Genomic DNA, 18556 nt, shown 5'->3' with positions numbered 1-18556 from the left:
TCCGATCAACCCGCGATCCGGCCCACGGCGGGGGCGGTGGCTTCGGCCGGGGCGCTGACGCCCCATTGGCCCGTTGGGGCGGTAACGCCCCATTGGAAAGACTGCATGCCGGCCGCCCGCACCATCTGCACGGCGAACTCGGCGGCGGTGAAGGTGCCGGCGCTGTCCAGCGCGCCCAGGGTCTTCATGGCCGTCTGAAGCGACGCGGCCGAGGCGGCGACGTCGAGCACGCCGGCCGCCGCGCCGCTGCGCATGGCGACCGCCGCCTGCTGGCCCTGGATCTGCTGGCCGGCGGGATAGCCGCCATAGCCGAGTCCGCGCAGGAAGCTCATGTAGCCGCTGGCGAAGCTGGTGGTCGGGCGGACGCCGAAATGCAGGCTTTCCGGCGGCTGGAGGAAGTTCACCACCCGGGGCAGCCCGTCGAACAGGGCGATCAGCACATCGTCCGACAAGCGGTCGAGCCGCAGGAGCGGCAGCTTCTGGGTGGCGGCATCGTCGGCATAGGCGCTGACCTCCACCCCCGGCCAGCCGGAAACCGCGGCCGAGCGGATCAGCAGCCCGGTGATCGGGCCGGTCGCCGTTCCGCCCTCCGCATTGGATTGGGCCGCCGCGGCCTTCAGCGCGGCACCGGCGCGGCTGTGGCCGCTGGTCGCCTTGGCGCGCAAGGACGGACGCACCGTCGAGCTGTGCGACAGCGCCTGATCGACCAGCTGTTCGATGGTCGCCATCATCTGCACGGAATCGGCGCTGGTCGACAGCCCGATGCTCACCGCCCCCTCCAGCAGCCGGTGGATCCAGTTCAGATCGACGTAGAAGAAGCGGATCGATTCCTTGGGCAGCATCCGCCCGTCGGGCGTGATGTACTCGAACGGCACGCCGTAGAGCAGCGCCGCGCGGGCCAGCCAGTCGATGACGGCGGGAGGCGGGTCCGGCAGCTCGACAGTGGGCTGCGTGGCCGCCGCACCGGAGGCGGCGGGAGCGACGGCGGCCGGCAGGGCGACGCGGGCATGCGCCGGGCCGGACCGCAGCGCGGCCAGCGCCGGGGCGGTCGCCGTGTCGATGAGCGCCTGCAAGGTGGCGGCGCGGTTGCTGATGGCACGGTCCATGACGATCACTCCGCGGAAGGGCCGAATACGTGGTCGAGCAGCGCCTCCAGCGGATCGGCGGCGCCCGCCGCGGACTCCGCGGCAGTGGCAGCCTTCACGCCGGTTGTCCTCGGGCCGTTATTCCTCAGGCCGGGAGCCGCCGCGACCGGCGGCCGGTCCTCGCGGCGGAATCCGGCGGGGAATGCCGGACAGGCTTCCGCCGTCGGCGGCGGGAACCGCCACCTCCCGCCCCGCCAGCCCGGCGAACGCCTCGGCCAGCGCCACGGCGGCGGTCTGGTGCGAGAGGGCCAGCGTGCGCCCGCCGCTCCCCGGCCCGGCGGCCGGCAGCGCGCGCATCGTCTCCGCCGTGACCGGCAGTGCACCGGCGACCTGCCCGAGCACCACATTGGCGGCGACCGCCTGGTGGAACTCCTTGCGCCACAGGAACATCAGGCGGGCGAAGGTGGAGTCCGACAGGGCGAGCAGCCGGCCGATCTGCCAGGCGGCGGCCTGCGACACGTCGAACAGCGCCGTGGTCGGGTCGTAGCGGATCGCCTGATCGCTGAAGACGAACGGTCCCAGCCCGTCGGCCTTGGTCGGCACCGCGCTGGCCGGGCCGCGATACCAGGCCGTCGCCTGCTCGCCCACCCGCATGCGGTAGGTCAGCGGCACATAGCCCATCCCGAGCCCCATGGCGGCGATGGCGGACGGGTCGTCGGCGTCCCCGGAACCGTTGCCGCTGCCGGAGCCTGGGATCGGCAGGTGGGGCATCTGCACCAGATCGACGCCGCCATTGTCGGGCAGGGCCTGCATGATCTCGATGAAGTCACCCTTGGAGACATCGGCCTGCACCTTCCACCACGCCAGCGACGCGAAGCGGATGGTGGTGTAGGAGGAGGGAATGGTGCTGCCGGCCAGATGGTCCTGGTGCCCCTCCAGCGAGACCAGGAACAGATAGTTCACCGCCCCCGGCTGAAGCGTCCGGTTGCCGACGACGATGGAGAAGGTGCCATCCTCGTCGAGCCCCAGGATCTCCTTGTGATCGGTGTTGACCTCGCGCACATGGGCCAGCCAGGACAGGTCGGCCAGCGTCGGGGCCACCGACTGGAACAGCGCCACCGGCAAATCCAGCAGCAGCAGGCCCGTCTGCATCTCGGCCTGCGAGACGCCCGACAGCTGCGGTCCCAGCACCGCCGGGTTGGTCGGCTGGACCAGATCGGACACCGTTCCGCTGTGCACGGGCGAGGGGGCGGCGACCGCGCCGGCATCGCCGCCCAGCTCGGCGGCGGTCACCGTGAGCAGGCCGATCCACGGCGCCGGAACGCTGTCCGCCGGCGGGACGCTGCCGTCCAGCGTGCGTTCCCACGGCAGCGTGCGCCGGCGCAGCACCACATTGGGCAGCGTGTTTTCCCAGGAGCCCGTCTGGTTGGCCGGCGGCATCACCGATTGCAGGTCGCCGGGCGCCAGGGCGAAGCGCGGCCCCTGGATCTGCAGCGTCTGCACCGCCGTGTAGGTGGGGGGCGTGTCCTGATCCTTGATGCCATCCACGGTCTGGGTGGCGCTCAGCCGATAGGTCCCGGCAGGCAGCGGCGGCAGGGCCGCCTGGCTGAACCGGATCTGGCCGGGTTGCAGCGCGTCGCCGTCACCGGCCAGCGCGATCGCGTTCGACATGTGGGATCCCCTTCCTCACGAACCTGTCCTGCCAATCGTCCCCACCCCGCCGGGGCGGGGGCACCCGCACCCCTACGCCGCGTCGCTGCGGACGAACCGCAGCACGGTCGGGCCGCCGGCCTTCGCCGATCCGGCCCGTCCCAGGCCCTGGCCCAGGCCCGGACGCGGCGCCACGCTGCGCCCCAGCGCCGGGAGCGACAGCCCGTCCCAACCGGCCTCCACCTCGGCCGGCGTGCCGGCCAGCCCGTAGACGCCGGCCAGACCCTCGACGCCGCGCACCAGAACGGCATGCCGCCCATCGTCACCGGCCACCGCGGCAAAGGCCGCGGCGTCGTAGAGCAGGATGGTGCCGTCGCCGGCGGCAATCCGGGCCACCGGGGTCGCCGCGACGCCGTACTCGACCGTCCAGGGGGAACCGGTCGCGGCGATCTTCACCGTCACCGCATCGGCGTCCGCCTTGCGGTCCAGCACCACCGCGACGGTTCCGACGGTGTGGCTGAAGACCGTCTCCACCCAGCCCGGCGCGGTGGTGCCGACGCCGGTCTGGACGCGGTTGCGGGTCAGCATCGCCGCACCTTCCACCGGTCCCCGTGTCCCAATGGGTGCTGCAATCGGAGCCGCATCGCGCGAGACCCGCTGCGGGCGCGGTCCGGCCTGGGGCCGCACGGTGCAGCCGCCGCCGAGCAGGGTGTAGCGGTCGGCCTGGATCAGCGTGCTGTGCCGGTTCCAGCCCGCGACCGGCGCCGTTCCGGCACTGTCCACCCCGACCAGCGTCACCCGGGCGGTGTCGGCAGGCAGGGGCTCGGCAGCGCCGGCGGCCGGCGAGACCAGACGGCTGGACAGGATGCGGCCGGCCTTGTCGAAGGCGTGGACCATCACCGGGGTTCCTCCCTGCAATTCCAGCATCGGCGCTCCGGCACCCCGTCCGGCATCGAACACCGCGACGGATCCGGGCTGGAGGCTCAGGCCGGCCTCGATCGCGGACGGCGCGGTTCCTGCGCCGGTGAGCGTCCGGGCACCGCCGCGCGTCGGGCGGACGTCGGCATCGGCCCAGCGCATCGCCACCCGCGGCGCCGGCAGCAGCACCGATCCCTTGCGGGCGGCGCCACCGGTCAACTGGATGCGCCGCGGCGCCGTTGCGGGCAGCGCGTAGGCCTGCGAGGTGACGAGCAGCCGCGGCGCGAGCGGTGCCTCCACCGCCGCGGCCCTGGCGGCGCGCTTGGGCTGCGGCGCCGCCAGCGCCTGCGGACCGGAGGTCGCGAGGTCGAAGCCGAGCTTGGCGAGGCTGGGCGCCGCCTGGAAGATCTGGTCGGCGAAGCTCGCCATCACCGACAGGTTCTGGTCGACGATGACCGCGACCTGGGCGTCCTCCAGCGCCTGCATCACCTGGCTGCGCAGGGTCGAGGGCGTCGGCGCCATGATGCTTCCCATCAGGACGGCGAAGCGGCCGTCCTGCGACAGCGCCGCCGGTGCGGTGTAGACCGGGGTGACGGCGAAGGGCAGCGGCAGCGGGTCGGCCTGCTCGTAGCCGAAGGAGGTGAGCAGGTCCATCGGCTCCAGCGTGTCGACCACATGGTCGCCGGTGGCGGCCAGGGTCATGCCGAAGGCGGCACCGGCGATGAAGTCGGAGGACGGCTTGCCCACCGGGTCGAAGGCCTGCGTCGACCACATCGCCGCCGCCGCCCCGCCGGACAGGGTTGCCGGCGTCAGGCCGGGCCGGTCGATGGACAGGGTGGTCCAGGCCCCCTGATCGTCCTGCGATTCCAGCGTGACGGCCATCCCGGTCGCGATGTCCGGCAAATCCATCGGCGGGATGCCCAGCGACGGGCTGGAGGCCTGATAGCTGGACTCCGCCACGGTGACGGTGGAGGCCGGCATCACCGACCGCAGGTCGATGGCGAAGGGGGCGGACTGGACCGTCGGCCCGAACTCCCCGGTTTCGCTCAGCAGGCCGCTGCTGACCTGGATGTTGACGACCACCTGGGTGGCGTCCGCACCGTCCGTGTTGCCGGAGGATGTGCCCTCCCCCTCCGCCGCCAGCATCATCGACGCCGTGCGCGCGGTGGCCAGGGGAGCCGTCTGCGAGTCCGGCTGCGGCAGCATCCGCGCCTCGAACTCCTCCCAGCTCAGCGGCTGGGTGCTGGACAGGTCCTGATCCTGGTTGCCGAAGGGAATGGTGAAGGAGATGACGTACCAGCTGACCTTGACCTTGCCGGCGGTGGGCGGCCCCCACAGCTCCAGCCCGGCCCCCAGCTCGGCGGTCAGCGTCACCTTGACGCCTGCGACCTCGAAGCCGAAGGACACGCCGACCGACACCTGCACCCCGGCATAATAGTAGAAGGGCTGCCAGGCGATCAGGAAGTCGGCCCCGGCGTTGAACCAAGCCTTGAGCGGCCCGGCCTTGAACAGCGCCTTGAGATAGCCGCCGGCCATGATCATCGACGGCGTCAGGGCGAAATAGGTGCCGCCCGACACGCCGACCGTCATGGCCGAGGTGCTCAGCACCGGCCAGTCGAAGCCCAGGCGCGGCACGTTGGGATAATGGTCCGGCGGCTGGAAGGACGGGTTGTAGCCGCCCAGCGTGATGACGAAGTCGCCGGCATAGGGGTTCGAGCCGAACCAGAATTTGGCAGCGAAGCCGCCGGTCAGCTTGCAGTTCTTCGCCAGCAGGAACGAGCTGGGGGTCAGCTGGGCGGTGACCGAGATCTCGCCCTCGTCCGGCTTGAACGAGGCGACCAGCGCCAGCTCGATGTAGGCCAGCGCCGCGGAGGGCGAGACCTGCGGCGGCAGTGTGGCGGTGGCGACGCCGATGACGTCGATCTCGAACTCCCGCCCGAACTTCACCAGCAGCATGGCGAAGACGTCGAGGATCTGGAAGCTGGAGAATTTCAGGCCGGCGGCGACCCAATAGCTGCCGATCTGCGGGTAGACGTCCTGCGACAGCACGGCGAGCGCGCTGGCCGGCGTCGGGTCGCTGCCGAAGGTCGCCTGGGAAATGGCGCCCTGGATCAGCGGGAAGGACATGATGTTCCCGGCATCGGGAACGATGATGTTGCGGTTGACCGAGAAGCCGCCGGCCACGCCGTTGACGAAGAAGGCCGGCACGCCGCCCAGTGGCGCGTTCAGGTTCAGGAAGACGAAGAAGGACACCGCCTTGTCGCCGTCGGGCTTGTCCGGATCGACCGGGATCAGCGCGAAGGAGCCGACGGCGTAGAGCGAGAAGCTCCCCGCCTTGACCAGAAGCTGGCCGTCGTAGCGCAGCGGGTCGTTCTGCTTCAGCAGCCCGCCCGACACGCTGACCGAGCCGCCGCTGAACGACACCGACAATCCCGCCAGATCCAGGCTGTACTGGCTGTAGTCGGTGATCTGGGTGACGTTGACGCTGACCGACAGGTCGATCAGCTCGACGTCGAGCCCGGCCAGCGTCAGGCCGCCGTCGAACAGCACGCTGCCGATCTTCGTCGGGTTGTCCCAGCCGATGCCGACCTTGTTGGCATGGACCGGGCCGAAGCTGCGCTGCACCGGCAGCCAGATGCGGGTCTGGCTGCTGCCGCTGCTGTCGTACAGGTCGACGCCCAGGTCATGGCCGGACATCCAGCCGGCACGCATCGAGAAGCCGGGATTCGCCGCCGGATTGCCGGCCGAGGCGGTGTCGCCCGACCCCAGCAGGTTCTGGGCGACCGGGTTGGTGTTGGCACCCGGCGTCAGCGTGTCGGGGGCCAGCGAGATGGCGATGTCCTCGACATCGACGCCGCCGCCATAGGCGGTGATGGGGTTGGACTGCGCGAAGTCGAAGGTCAGCAGGCCGCGCGGCTTGATCTTCGCCAGCTGGAAGCGGCTGAGATCGACCAGCGGCGCGCCCGCCTTCCCCTGGAAATCGACGCCGATGTTGATCAGGCGCAGCTTGACCGCGGTGAAGTCGGGGATCAGCCCGTCGACCGGCAGATAGGCCGCGACGCCCGGCTGGTACTGCGACGGGTCCGCCCCGGTCAGCGCGATCCATTCGGTGTCGGTGGCGCCCAGCTGGAAGACCAGATAGGGCACCTGCTTCAAAGACAGGCCGGTGGCGGCGAAGCGCACGCCATAGCTGCCGTCCGGTCCGGGCTCCAGCCAGATGCCGCCGCCGTCGGGGAAGGACAGCACCTGGATCTGCGTCTGGGTCAGCGCCTTGAGGAAGCCGGCCAGGAAGCCCTCGACGCCGAGCGACTGCAACGACGCCAGATCGTTCAGCGCATAGGCCCCGTCCTCGGTCACCAGAAGCTGCGAGGCGGTGAGCACCTGCCCCGCCGTCAGGGTCGAACCGGTGAACAGCGGGGCGTTCAGCCAGCTGACCACCGTCTGGGTGTTCAGCACCACGACCGAGACGTAGCGCGGCAGCGCCTGCACCATCACCCCTTCCAGCCAGACGGCGAGCGCCGCCTCAAGCCGGCCGGCATAGCCGTCGCCCGTCGCCACCCCGAACGGCAGCGGCAGCAGCTCCGCGTTCAGGCTGCTGGAGACGCCCGCCTTCATCAGCGGGTCGACAGCCGCCGCGACGCCGCCGCCGGCACTGTCGTAGGTCACCGTCAGGCCCGGCCCCTGGCCGAGCGCGATGATCGCCTGGGCCGACAGGCCGAACTGCACGCGCGCCTCGGGGGTGCCGGTCAGCGGCACGCCGACGCCGGTCGGGGTCAGCGCCACCACCACGCTGTCGGCGGCGGTGACCGACAGGGTCGCCCAGATGCCGGCGAGCGTCTCGGCGCCCACGGTGCGCACGCCGGCCATGACGGTGACCGGCACCGATTTGGACGGCGCATAGACCAAGAGGCCGCCGTCGCTCGACACGCCGCTCAGCGCCAGCTGCAACAGGCCGGCGACGGCCGACGCGGTGGCGGCCGCCTGCTCCGGCTGCAATCTTTCGCGCAGCCATGCCAGCGCCGCCGCCTCCAGCGCCGCCGCGTCGGGCTGTGCCGCGATGAGGGACTGCACCAGCCCGGCGATGTCCAGCGAGGCCGCGGTGCTGCGCAGCGCCGTGACGAACTGCGTCAGCGTCGTGTCGCCCTCGGCGGCGAGCTGGTCGAGCAGCTTCTGGGTCAGGGTCTGCAACAGCGTCTGCGCCACTTCGGCGGCGACCTGGAGAACGAAGGTCTGCCAGCCGCCGAACGGCACGAGGTCGAGCACCGGCTTGCCGTCGCCCTCCTCGCCGACCGTCAGCGTGAAGCCCTTGTCGTAGCCGCCCTGCAGGAACAGCGGCTGGTCCAGGCCGGGGATGGCGGCGGTCAGCCGGCCGCTGCCGCTCAGGCCCGGCTGGTAATTGGCGGTCAGCGACAGGCCGAAACCCATCGACTGCAATTCCGCCCCGGCCAGCAGGGGCATCGCCTCGCTCAGGGCCGGCGCCACCGTGAACAGGCCGGTCGCCGGGTCCGCTGTCACCGCAACCTGCAACCCATAGGGCAGGCCGGACAGCAGTACGCCGTTGGGCGCCTGCGCCAGGGTCAGCCCCCCCGCGGTTCCGGACGGCAGGCTGCCCAGCACCTTCTGGATCTGCGCGATGTTGAGCAGCCCGTCGCTGCCGACCACCGCGTCGGACAGCAGCCAGTCCACCGGATCCTCGAACAGCCCGAGCGCCGACTTCATCTGCCAGACGCCGGTGTCGGGATCGGGGTCGGCCAGTCCGAACGCCTGGAACAGGCTGCGCGCCAGCGGATATTTGGCGAGCAGCATGTCGTCGACGACCTCGGCCACGAAGGTCGCCAGCACATAGGCCGGGCCGACGGCGGCGAGCTGGTCGATGAAGGTGCTCTGGTCGAAGGGCCAGATCACCAGCGGCGTGGGCTGCGGGACCGAACCGTCGCCCCAGACCAGCGAGACCGTCACCGTGGGCGCGCTGCCGCCGACCGTGTAGGTCAAGGTGGACAGGACGCTGAACCCGGCATCGGGCAGGAAGCAGTCCAGCGTGGCGGCGATGGTGCCGGTTTGCAGATCGACGCGCACGGTCATTGAGGGGTCGAGGAACGATCCCACCGTGAAGCCGCCGCGCGGCAGCGTCAGCGTCATGATCCGGCCGTTGGCCGTGGTCAGGGTGCAGGGGCCGACAGTGAAGCTCTGCGTGCCGTGCGTCATCGCCGCGATGACCGACGAACGGGCATCCGGATCGGACAGCAGGGCGGTCAGGCGCTGCGACAGCTGGGAAGCGGGGGCGCGGGCGACCGCCAGGATCGCCTCGGCATTGGCGGCATAGCCGTGATCCGCGTCGGTCACCAGCCCGAGCCCGGCCAGCATCGCCAGCAGCGGCTCCGGCATCGCCGGCAGCGAGAAGCCCAGCGTCGCGTCGATGGCCTGGAACAGCAGCGGCCGCACCGTCGCGTCGGCCAGCGCCGCCATCAGCCGGTCGGTCAGGAAGCCCAGGGGGCTGGACACCAGCGCCGTGAAGCCGCCGGGGTCGATGCCGTAGGGACCGTCGACGCTGGCGGCCGGCACCGCCAGCCCGAGATCGGCGAGGACGCCATAGACCAGCTGGAAGGTATCGTCGCCCTTGAAGGCCGCGGCGGCCACGCCGATGACGGCGTTGACGATGGACAGCAGGGTGCTGTTGGCCGACGGATCGAGCGTGCCGTCCAGCACGATCACCGTGCCGTCGGTCTGCTTCGCCGCCAGGACCGGGGTCGCGGCGAAGCTCGCCGTTCCGCCCGACAGGTCCATCGTCAGCACGACGCCCAGCGTCACGCTCTCGACGGCGACGCCGTCGACCGTGACCAGGGTGCCGCCGGCACCGCTCAGCACGGTCTGCACCGACAGGCCGGGAACGCCGGAGGCGGCGACCGGCTCGCCGGTGCTCCAGGAGATGCCCATCGGGTCCAGCCGCACGCTGGTCACCGCGGTGACGTCGCCCGCCGTGTAGGACAGCAGCGTCGACAATCCGGGGACCGCCATGGTCTGGCCGGAATCCTGCCACAGCGTGCCTTGCAGGTTCCACGGCACGTCGAGCGGCACCCGGTAGGGATCCAGCTGGGTGCCGGTGCCGGCGACGGGTGCCGCGGTTTCGGCCGTGCCGTCGATTGCCCAGCCCAGCAGGCCCAGCACCGCGGCGGCGCGGTCCGGCGTGGACAGCACCGCCTTCAGCTGGGCCCGGACCTGAGCGATGGGATCGGTGAAGCTGGTGGGGGCCAGCACCGGCATGCCGTCGGGCCAGTCGATGCCCTGCGGCATGAACGGCCCCAGGTTGGGCAGCAGCCCCAGCCAGCCGTCGAGCGCCAGCCCGCCGCGGCGCTGTGCGCGGTAGAGCGCCACGCCCAGCACCCCGGTCAGGATCGCACCGAAGGTGGCGGCCTGCTCGGTGACCAGCTGCGACAGCGCGGTGGCGTCGGAATAGTTCATGTCGGTGCCGACCGGCTCGGGCACGCCGTCGACCACCAGGGTCGGGGCCGCCACCGACATCGACCAGTGCCAGCCGTCGTAGGGGCTCCAGTAGAGCGACAGCCCGCCCTTGTCGATCTGCAGCGAGGCTCCGGCCACCGCGGGCGTCGACACGCCGGACGGCAGGGCGCCGTAGACGCCGATGCCCGGCAGGATCTGCGCCGACTGGATGCCCTGGCCGGCAGAGGCGCCGGCATCGAGCCCCAGCGCCTCGATGCGGAAGGCGAGGTCCAGCGTGTTGCCGGCGATCGGCAGGGTCGCCCCGACGCCGAGGCCCAGCACCAGCCGCTTGGCCGCACCGTTCGAGGTCTGGGCGTCGGCGATGTAGGCGACCAGCGCGGCCGGGCTGCCCGCCGGGCCCAGCGTCATGCTCCAGGGATCGCTGTCGGTGCCGGACCCGGTCACGCCGCCGCTGCCGCCGCCGACCTGCCGCAGCACGGTGCCCAGCGCTTCGACCATGAAGGAGAAGGGCGGCTGGCCGTCGACCTCGACGTCGCCGCGGATCAGCGCCGCCCAATAGCGGCTCAGCGCCTCGACGGGAAACTGGATGGAATTGGGCAGCCCGGACAGGCTGAAGGGCGGCGTCAGCGACGACGGCCAGGCTGTGGCGCCCGGCGGCGGAGCGACGCCGAGCAGTGCTGCCAGCGACGGTCCGACCTCGCTGTCGGTGCCCAGACCGAAGAGCGCGTTGAAGGCATCGCCGATGGCGGCGTTCAGCTCGGCCTCGGCCGCCGCGACGAGGTCGCCGGGCTGGGTCAGGTCGATGGTGGGATAGCTGCCGGTGGGCGTCGTCACCGACAGCAGCGAGAAGGCGGGCTGAACGGTGGCGCCGCCGTCGGCGACGATGACCGACATGCCGCCGGCCAGCGCGCCGAAGCTGTAGGTGCCGCCGAGGATGGTCCCGCTATAGAGCGGCTGGGCGATGTCCTTGTTGGCCAGCAGGATGCCGGCCTTGAAGCGGCCGGGCGCGACGCCCTGCACCCCGCCGCCGGTGGCCAGCGTGAAATCGAGGATTTCCAGCCCGGCGCTGCCGGTCACCGCCGCGCTGGAGCTGCCCAGCACCAGCGCCGTCGAGGCGAAGGCCAGACCGGGATAGAAATGGCGCAAGCCCGCCGTGTCGGTCCCGGTACCCGCGGTCAGCCGCAGGGTGCCGACGCTGCTCACGCTGAGGACGGGCACGGCGAACGGATCGTCGCGCGTGCCGCTTCCCGACACCGTCGCGTCGGTGCCGGTCAGCCCGCCGACGGCCCCGCCCACCGCCTTCATCCAGGCGGACAGGGTCGGCCCGTCGGTGGCGAGTGCGGTGAACCAGTCGACGAAGGGCCGCGCCACGTCGCCGCCGCTCACCGCCAGGGCGATGAAGCTGTCCCAGCGCAGGATCGGCAGCAGCACGCCGTCGACGCCGGGCACGCTGGCGCCCAGCCCCAGCGCCGGCAGCAGGTAGGACAGCGACGGCTGGTCGCCGACCAGCTTGCCCAGCGCCGTCACCGCCAGCGCCGCGGCCGTCGCCAGGATCTCGGCGCCGCTGATCGCCTGGAGGTCGGCCAGCGTGAAATCGCGGGCGCCCGGCGCGGTGGGCAGGGTCAGCTGGGTGATGACCAGCGAGACGTTCACCGCCGGGTCGGTCGCGGGCGACAGGTCGACCGTCAGCCGCACGCCGGTGAAGGAGAAGCCGGCCGCGTCGATCAGCGGCCCGTCGCTTCCGGTCACCTCGAAGCCCATGGTGAAGGGATGGCCGGCCTGCCCGACCACCACCTCGACGCCGCCGTTGCCGAGCAGGGCGACCGGCACCATGCCCCAGACCTTCAGGTCGATGCTGGAGGGGCCGTCGGCCACCAGAATCCAGCTCCGCCTTCTCATCCGTCCCCAGCGTCACCGTGGTGGTGTACATCACGCCGAGGCCGAACACCGTCGGCGGCTCGCCGCTGCCGTTGCTGTCGGACGACACCGGCTGGGTCGCCAGATAGAGGCCGCTCGGCGTGTCGGTGCCGGGCTTGTTGATCGGATACCAGGTTCCCAGCGCTCCCGGCTCCCGCACCGGAATGCCGAGCGAACTGCCCGAGGCCTGGCCGATCAGCTGGGCGATCACCAAGGCCAGCGTGACGGCGTTCTCGCTCATTCCCTGGCCGGTCTTGCCCACCGGGTCGGTGAACCAGTCGGGGTTGAGCTGGTAGACCCCCTCCTGCCCATCCACCGGAAGCAGCAGCCCGCAGGCGACCGCAAGCTGGATGGCCGGAGCCTCGACGCCCGCCGCCTCGATCAGGATGGGGCTGGTCGCGCTGGTCAGGTCGACGGCCAGAAGATTCTCGGCCAGAAGATCCGCGGCTGCGGCCCCCCGCAGCGCATTGGAGCGCGCCGGGACGATGCCGGTGCGCGCGGTCTCTGTGGTCTCGGGCTCTATGGTCACGGGTGTCACTCCCCTGTGCGAAGCCATTGCACCAGCGCGGACCGGCCCGGCCGGCCCGGCGCTCCGTCGCGTCCGGCATGTCCTGTCAGTCCATCGGGAAGGCCGATCCCCCCGGCCCCGCCGGCTCCCCCCGCGCCGCCGGCGCCGGGCGCGCCGTCCGCGACGTCGAGGTCGAAGGCGGACCCCGGCTGACGGACATGCACGTCGAGCCGCAACAGCCCGGCATCGCCGCCGGCCCCGCCCTCGCCGCCCTCGCCGCCATGGCCGCCGTCGCCGCCCCGGCCCATGCGGTAGAGTGCTATGGCATGGCCGTAGGCCCCCGGCCCGCCATTGCCGCCGCCGCCGCCATTGCCGCCGCGGCCCGGCCGCACCAGCAGCCGGGAACGACCGGTCACCGTGTGGACGGTGACCGCCATGTCCCGCAGCGGCATGCCGTTCAGACCCGGCTCGCCGGCACTCCCGCCGCTGCCCCCGCCGCCGTCCGGCCGGTCGAGGCTGCCCATCGGACCGGTCCCGCCGCTGGCGCCGGGGTCGCCGTCGCGGCCGTCGGCGCTGGCCAGCAGCAGCGTCGCCGGTTCGACGCTGTCCGCCGTCTCCGGCCGCGCCCCGACCAGCTGCCCGACCACCAGCCGGGCCGCCCCGCCCTGCACCGTCAGCCGCGCGCCCTCCATCAGGGTCAGCCGATGCACATACAGCTCCACCGGGTCGCCGAACGGCGTTTCCAGCGTCAGCTCGGCGCCGGGGCGCAGGACGATGCCGTCCAGCGCATAGCGCACCCAGGTGTGGCGGAAGGTCTGCGCCGGTTCGACGAAGGAGCGCTCGGGCACCCAGGAAATCCGGATGGCCGATCCGTGCCGGGCGCTGTCGAGCCAGCGCCGCCGGAAGCTCTCCGGGTCGATGCCGAGGAAGGACAGCTGGCGGTCCATGAAGGCGCGGGCGTCCGCCGGCATCTCCTCGTGGGCGATGGTCTGCGGCCCGGAATAGCGCGGCAAGGGCGGGTTGAAGGGATCGATCACCCGGTTCTTCGCCGGCCTGGGCCAGCTGGAGACCACGGCGGGCCTGTCGGGCACGGCGGCGGACGCCTCGGCCTTGTCGGGCAGGGTCTTGGTGGGCATGGCAGCGCTCCGAACCGGCCGTCAGGATGAGGAGGGGATGAATTGCAGGGTCGACGGGGTACCGGGTTGCCCCGGCAGACCCGGATTGCCCGAAATTCCCGATGTGCCGGGGGGTTGCCCGGCGCCGCCCGGCCCGCCTGCGCCACTCGCCCCGCCGGCTCCCCGCAGCCCGCCGAAATCCTCGAACACGACGGTGGTTCCCGGATCCATGGTGTCGTACTTGATGACGATCGCGGTGCCGTTGGCGCCGTTGCCGCCCTGGCCACCATTGCCGCCGGTGCCGCCCCTGCCGCCGGCGGCACCGGAGCCGCCGCTGCCGCCGGCACCTCCAGCCCCGCCCTGGCCGCCGTCGCCGCCCTGGCCGCCGATAACACGGACGATGAAAGTGCCGCTGATGGCGCCGGCGTAGAAGGTAATGGGCGATGGCAGGATGCCGTTGGCCCCCCACCCCCCGTTTTGTCCCGTTCCGCCGTTGCCGCCCGGATAGCCCGGAGCACCGGAAGCCCCTGTCGCGCCCTGCCATCCCGGGCTGCCGTTGGTCCCGTCGGTTCCCAGCACGGTGATATTGGGGATGGCGGCGGCGCTCGCCGCCACGGAGGTCATGGAGCCGACGGCAAGATGCGCCGGGCTTTCGACCGACAGGGTCGCACCCGGCTCCAGCAGGATGGAGCGGGCGAGCAGCCGGAAGGCCGGGCTGCCGGGCGAGCCGACATGCAGGGTCTGCCCGGCCCGGACGATGATCGTGCTGGTGGCGAAAACCCGGCTTCCTCCGGTGAAGACCTGCGCCGGGGCGAGCGTGCTGACCCTCGCGTCGGCGGACAGCACGATGCGGCCCTGATGATCCGCGGTGTCGAGGACCGGACCGCCCAGATGCCCGGGATGGAGCCCGTGGAACTCCGCCATCCGGGACAGGAAGGGCGTCAGCTCCGGCCCGGCCGCCGCGACGATGCGCGGCGCGGCGGTGGCGGCGAGCAGGCCGAGCCGGCGCGCATTCGCCGGCAATGCGGCCACCGGTCCGGCGGCAGGCCGCACCGCGGCGAAGGATTGCGCGGTCGCCGATGCCTGGGGGTTCAGCAGCGAGGTGTAGAGGGCCAGCGCATGGCCGGTGGTGCTGTTGACCGGGCTCAGCATTCCGCCGGAAAGCCGCATGGTCGTCGGCAGCGGAGCCATCAGCGACAGTCCCGGATTGGCCGCGATCACGTCGTTCGGCCGCAGGAGCTGGTAGCTGATGCCGCCGAGCGCCGTCTGGTAGGCGCTCTGGAAGGCATAGTCGCTGAAACGGACGGTGCCGAAACCGTAGACGGCGGACGCGGCGGGGATGCCGCTTTGGGGAGCCAGCTTCAGATTGTAGGCGGCGAGTGCGGCCAGGGCACCGCCGAAATCATGGCCGGCGAACACCAGCGGCTTGCCCGCCACGCCGGAAACCCTCGACAGTGCGGCGAACAGCGCCGCCGCATAGCTTGGATAGAAGGCGTACAACCCCTGCAGGATACGGCCGCCGGAGGTGAACCAGGGCAGCGGCAGCAGGGACCCGTTGCCCATGAAGGCCAGAAGCTCGATCCACGAGCAGGCGCCGCGCGATGCCACCACCGTGCGGTCTCCGGAGCTGTAGATCGACGCCCAGACCACGCCGTTGACCGCGACGTCGGCCGCCCGCGTGTAGCCCGACGGCAGCGGCTGCGACAGATCCGGATGCTGGAAGCGCCCATAGGTCGCCGTCGTCAGCAGAGCCAGCGTGTAGGCGAGGTCGCCGCTGTAGCCGGATACAGGCGTCACCGTTCCGCCGCCGGCCAGCTGCGGCTGCGGCGCGCCGTAGGCGGTCTGGTAGAAGGCCGGCGTGCGCTCCAGCCAGGGCACGTCGGAGGTGGTGGGGACCGACGCGGTCAACGTCTGGACCGCTCCGCTGTAGGCGAAGCCGGTAGGAGCCCCGGCGATCGACGGATAGAAGTCGATGCCATCGAGGTTGCACAGGAAGACCGACCCCAGCGCCGCCGTCACCGCCGCCGCATAGGAGGCGTTGCCGTAGGCCGGGGTCGAGAAGGCGTAGCCGCCGGCCGCGCCGACCGGGCTGGTCATTGAGCCGCCGTTGCCGTCCGGGCCGGTCTGTCCGGGCCGCAGGTCGAGGGCGGCCAGCTGTGCCAGCGGCCCGGCCGGACCCATGCCGACCACCAGAAGCGGCACGTTCGAGGCGTATCCGGGCACGAGCTTCAGCTTGGCGATGGCCGCCCAGATCTGCGTGTGGATCGCGTTGTAGGCCAGCGAGTAGCCCTGGGCGATCAGGGAGTCGTTGCTGCCGACATTCAGATAGGGGGGCGGCGTGGTGGTGGTGGTGAGGAAGGACTGCTCGAAGAACGTGATGAAGGCGGGCCAGTCGACCGCGACCGCCAGCACCGCGACGGGCCCGTCGATGCCGGGCATCGTGCCGGTGGCAAGCAATCCCTGGCCGCCGCCCGATGTGACGGAGCCATTGGCGAAGGTGGTCACGAGATTCAGGTTCGCCGGGAGATAGGCCTGGCTGAGGTCTCCGCCCGCAATGTCGACCAGATCGAGCAGGGCGTTGGCGGTGGTCGCAGAATACTGACTGACGCTTCCCATGGCACCAGGGCTCCCGGCGTGAGGATGTTGGCGAAGGAATGGGGAAAGGAAGGCGGGGAAAACCGCCGGGAGGCGCCGGGACAAAGCGATTGGCTGAGCCCGGCGCCTCCCGGCCGTCGATCAGGCCGCCGATGCCGCGGTGGGATACTTGACGATGGTCTGGGTGCCGGACTGGCCCGGATTGCCGGGGGTTGCCGCACGGCCCGCGCCGGCGTTCGCACCGGACACGGCGTTGCCGCCGGCCTCGTTCGCGCCGCCGGCACCGCCGGCACCGCCCACGCCGGCAGAGCCGCCGGCCCCGCCGCTGCCGCCCGGCGTCAGCACCAGGATGTCGCCCGGATCGGTGTCCCAATAGACGGTCACCGATCCACCGTTCCCGCCATTGCCGCCGTTCGCACCGTCACCCCCGGTGCCGCCATTGCCGCCGGCACCGCCCTGCGAGGTCGGGCATTGCGGATTCTTGCCGCTGCTGTCGGTGCAGACGGCCTGGTTCTTTCCACCGTCGCCCCCGGTGCCGCCGGTGCCGCCGACACCGCCGTCGCCGCCATTGCCGCCGTTGCCGCCCTGCGACAGGACGGTGAGCGAGCCGGACAGGCTGCCGTAATGGAGGATGAAGGGCGGCGGCGCCCCGCCCGAGGTGCCGGCGGTGCCGTTGCCGCCGGCCGCACCGCCGCCGCCGGCCGTGCCGTTGGTGGCGCAGGTGCAGGTGTAGGTGGTGCCGCAGCAGCCTTTTTTGGGAGTGGCGCTTCCGGGGCTCCCGGCCACGCCCGGAGTTCCCGTACCGCCGGGCGTGCCGGCCGCGCCGTCGGTTCCGCTGGATCCGCTGATCAGGATCTGCGCGTTGATCGAGTTCGTCATGTCAGGTGTCCGTTCTCGACGATGTTCGTGGGATGGCGGTCAGCCGTTGTTGGGCCGCATGGTCATCGTCGGTCCCTGGCCGGCCGGCGTGTTCTTGCCGGTGGCACCGGGCGACCCCGGACTGCCGCCCGCACCGCCGGCGTTGCCGCCTGCACCGCCGGCGCCAGCCTGGCCGAACGTCGTCGCGTCGAGGCTGTAGGTCGGCGAGCCGACGATCTCGTCGTACAGAACCAGGATGGCGGTGCCGATGGACGCGCCGTTGCCGCCCGCGCCGCCATTGGCGCCGTTGCCGGCGGTGCCGGTCTTGCCAGCCGGCATGCTGGACCCGTACTGGCTCTGGCAGCACCCGACCACGGTGATGCCGGCACCGCCGTTGCCGCCCGCGCCGCCATTGCCGCCATTGCCGCCGGCTCCGCCGTTGCCGCCGGTGACCAGGGCATTGAAGGCGCCGGAGACGGTCCCGACGAGGAAGGTCAGGCTCGCCGGGCAGCTGCCGTCACTGCCGGGCGAACCGGACGTCCCGTTGCCGCCGGTGCCGCCGTTTGTCGCGCTGGTCGGCGCCGTGGTGCAGGACGCGTTGTTCTTGCCGCCGCAGACGCCCGCGGTGGCATTGTTGCCCCAGTAACCCTGTCCGCCGGGGCTGCCGCCGGTGCCGTTCGTCCCATTGGTACCGGTGACGGTGATGTTGTAGATGACACCCATTGGGCAGCCCTCACAGCATATTGATCTGGGCGGCCTTGAAGGTCACCGGGATGAGGATCTGGATCTGTCCGCCCTGCTGCACGGTGACGGTGCCGAAGATGGCGACCGCGCCGAGGACCGGGTCCTGCGTGACGTACGGGCTGTTGGGGCCGATGATCAGGGGGTTGCCCGGCGTGACGGTGATGTCCTGACCGGTGGTCAGCAGAACCTGGTTGGGGAAGCGCAGGGCGTTGATCACCGGCTCGAAGGCCTTGACCTTCTGGCTGTTGCCGTGGATGAAGGCCATCATCGCCTGGCCGATGGTCTTCTGGTCGGCGGGATGGATCAGGCTCTCCAGCGCGCAGTTGTCGTTGCGCGCCCGTTCGATCGCCTTGTCGAAATCGGTCTGCACCGGCTGGGTCGGGTAGCGGACGCTGCGGTCGGCATGCGGGTTCGCCGCGAAATGATCGTCGGAAATCCCGGCGATGTCCTTCAGATGCTGGACCGACTGCAGGGTGACCAGCTTGGAGCCCAGATTGTCCTCCGACGGGTCGGAGGAGATCACCATCGGGCCCTTGTGGGTCTCCGGACCGAAGGACCGGCCTTCGAGCTGATCGAGGGTCAGGTCGACGGGCTTCACCGCCTTGTTCAGAAATGCGACATGCTGCTCGCGGTACGAGGCAAAGCTCACGATTATTCTCCCATTCATATATGGATGTTTGTCAGACACACGCCGATGCATTTCGGCT

The 18556-nt window shown here is 71.5% G+C and carries 9 protein-coding genes; 1 reads left to right on the top strand and 8 read right to left on the bottom strand.

Going from position 1 to position 18556, the window contains the following annotated elements; genetic code table 11:
* Window positions 1-5: 5 nt before the first annotated feature.
* From ABNQ40_RS05290 to ABNQ40_RS05280, 3 genes are all read right to left on the bottom strand, one after another.
* On the bottom strand, window positions 6-1106 hold the full coding sequence (locus tag ABNQ40_RS05290) for a hypothetical protein (protein ID WP_146255388.1): 1101 nt from the start codon (window positions 1104-1106) through the stop codon (window positions 6-8).
* Between the two features lie 117 nt (window positions 1107-1223).
* Window positions 1224-2756: a hypothetical protein gene (locus ABNQ40_RS05285; protein WP_391345691.1), complete on the bottom strand. Its 1533-nt coding sequence runs from the start codon at window positions 2754-2756 to the stop codon at window positions 1224-1226.
* 72 nt (window positions 2757-2828) lie between these two features.
* Window positions 2829-11987 carry a DUF6603 domain-containing protein gene (locus tag ABNQ40_RS05280; RefSeq protein WP_391345689.1) on the bottom strand — a complete coding sequence of 3053 codons (9159 nt, stop codon included), beginning with the start codon at window positions 11985-11987 and terminating at the stop codon, window positions 2829-2831.
* Window positions 11988-12148: 161 nt separating this feature from the next.
* On the opposite strand from ABNQ40_RS05280, the gene ABNQ40_RS05275 reads away from it, so the two are divergent.
* Window positions 12149-12325 (top strand): hypothetical protein, encoded by a 177-nt coding sequence (locus tag ABNQ40_RS05275; protein ID WP_391345687.1) that lies wholly within the window; start codon window positions 12149-12151, stop codon window positions 12323-12325.
* Between the two features lie 238 nt (window positions 12326-12563).
* Here the strand turns inward: ABNQ40_RS05275 and ABNQ40_RS05270 are convergent, their stop codons facing one another.
* The 5 genes from ABNQ40_RS05270 to ABNQ40_RS05250 form a co-directional block, all read right to left on the bottom strand.
* On the bottom strand, window positions 12564-13673 hold the full coding sequence (locus ABNQ40_RS05270) for a hypothetical protein (RefSeq protein WP_109047462.1): 1110 nt from the start codon (window positions 13671-13673) through the stop codon (window positions 12564-12566).
* Window positions 13674-13694: 21 nt separating this feature from the next.
* Window positions 13695-16268, bottom strand: coding sequence for a hypothetical protein (locus ABNQ40_RS05265; RefSeq protein ID WP_391345685.1), 2574 nt, complete (start codon window positions 16266-16268; stop codon window positions 13695-13697).
* Window positions 16269-16388: 120 nt separating this feature from the next.
* The gene (locus tag ABNQ40_RS05260) at window positions 16389-17126 is read right to left on the bottom strand and encodes a hypothetical protein (protein WP_391345683.1); all 738 of its coding nucleotides are present in this window, start codon (window positions 17124-17126) and stop codon (window positions 16389-16391) included.
* 39 nt (window positions 17127-17165) lie between these two features.
* Window positions 17166-17828: a hypothetical protein gene (locus tag ABNQ40_RS05255; RefSeq protein ID WP_109047460.1), complete on the bottom strand. Its 663-nt coding sequence runs from the start codon at window positions 17826-17828 to the stop codon at window positions 17166-17168.
* A 10-nt stretch (window positions 17829-17838) separates the two neighbouring features.
* Window positions 17839-18498: a hypothetical protein gene (locus tag ABNQ40_RS05250; protein ID WP_109047459.1), complete on the bottom strand. Its 660-nt coding sequence runs from the start codon at window positions 18496-18498 to the stop codon at window positions 17839-17841.
* Between the last annotated feature and the right edge of the window lie 58 nt (window positions 18499-18556).

The organism is Azospirillum sp. A23 (assembly GCF_042938965.1).
In the GTDB taxonomy this organism is placed as follows: Bacteria; Pseudomonadota; Alphaproteobacteria; order Azospirillales; family Azospirillaceae; genus Azospirillum; species Azospirillum melinis.
The sequence above is the reverse complement of the archived record's forward strand: the minus strand, read 5'-3'. Positions and strand labels throughout refer to the sequence as shown.

What these genes read in the sequence shown, in the direction of transcription:
- ABNQ40_RS05290 (WP_146255388.1), bottom strand. Translation starts at nt 1,106, where the DNA reads ATGGACCGTGCCATCAGCAACCGCGCCGCCACCTTGCAGGCGCTCATC.
- ABNQ40_RS05255 (WP_109047460.1), bottom strand. Translation starts at nt 17,828, where the DNA reads ATGGGTGTCATCTACAACATCACCGTCACCGGTACCAATGGGACGAAC.
- ABNQ40_RS05265 (WP_391345685.1), bottom strand. Translation starts at nt 16,268, where the DNA reads ATGGGAAGCGTCAGTCAGTATTCTGCGACCACCGCCAACGCCCTGCTC.
- ABNQ40_RS05285 (WP_391345691.1), bottom strand. Translation starts at nt 2,756, where the DNA reads ATGTCGAACGCGATCGCGCTGGCCGGTGACGGCGACGCGCTGCAACCC.
- ABNQ40_RS05260 (WP_391345683.1), bottom strand. Translation starts at nt 17,126, where the DNA reads ATGACGAACTCGATCAACGCGCAGATCCTGATCAGCGGATCCAGCGGA.
- ABNQ40_RS05270 (WP_109047462.1), bottom strand. Translation starts at nt 13,673, where the DNA reads ATGCCCACCAAGACCCTGCCCGACAAGGCCGAGGCGTCCGCCGCCGTG.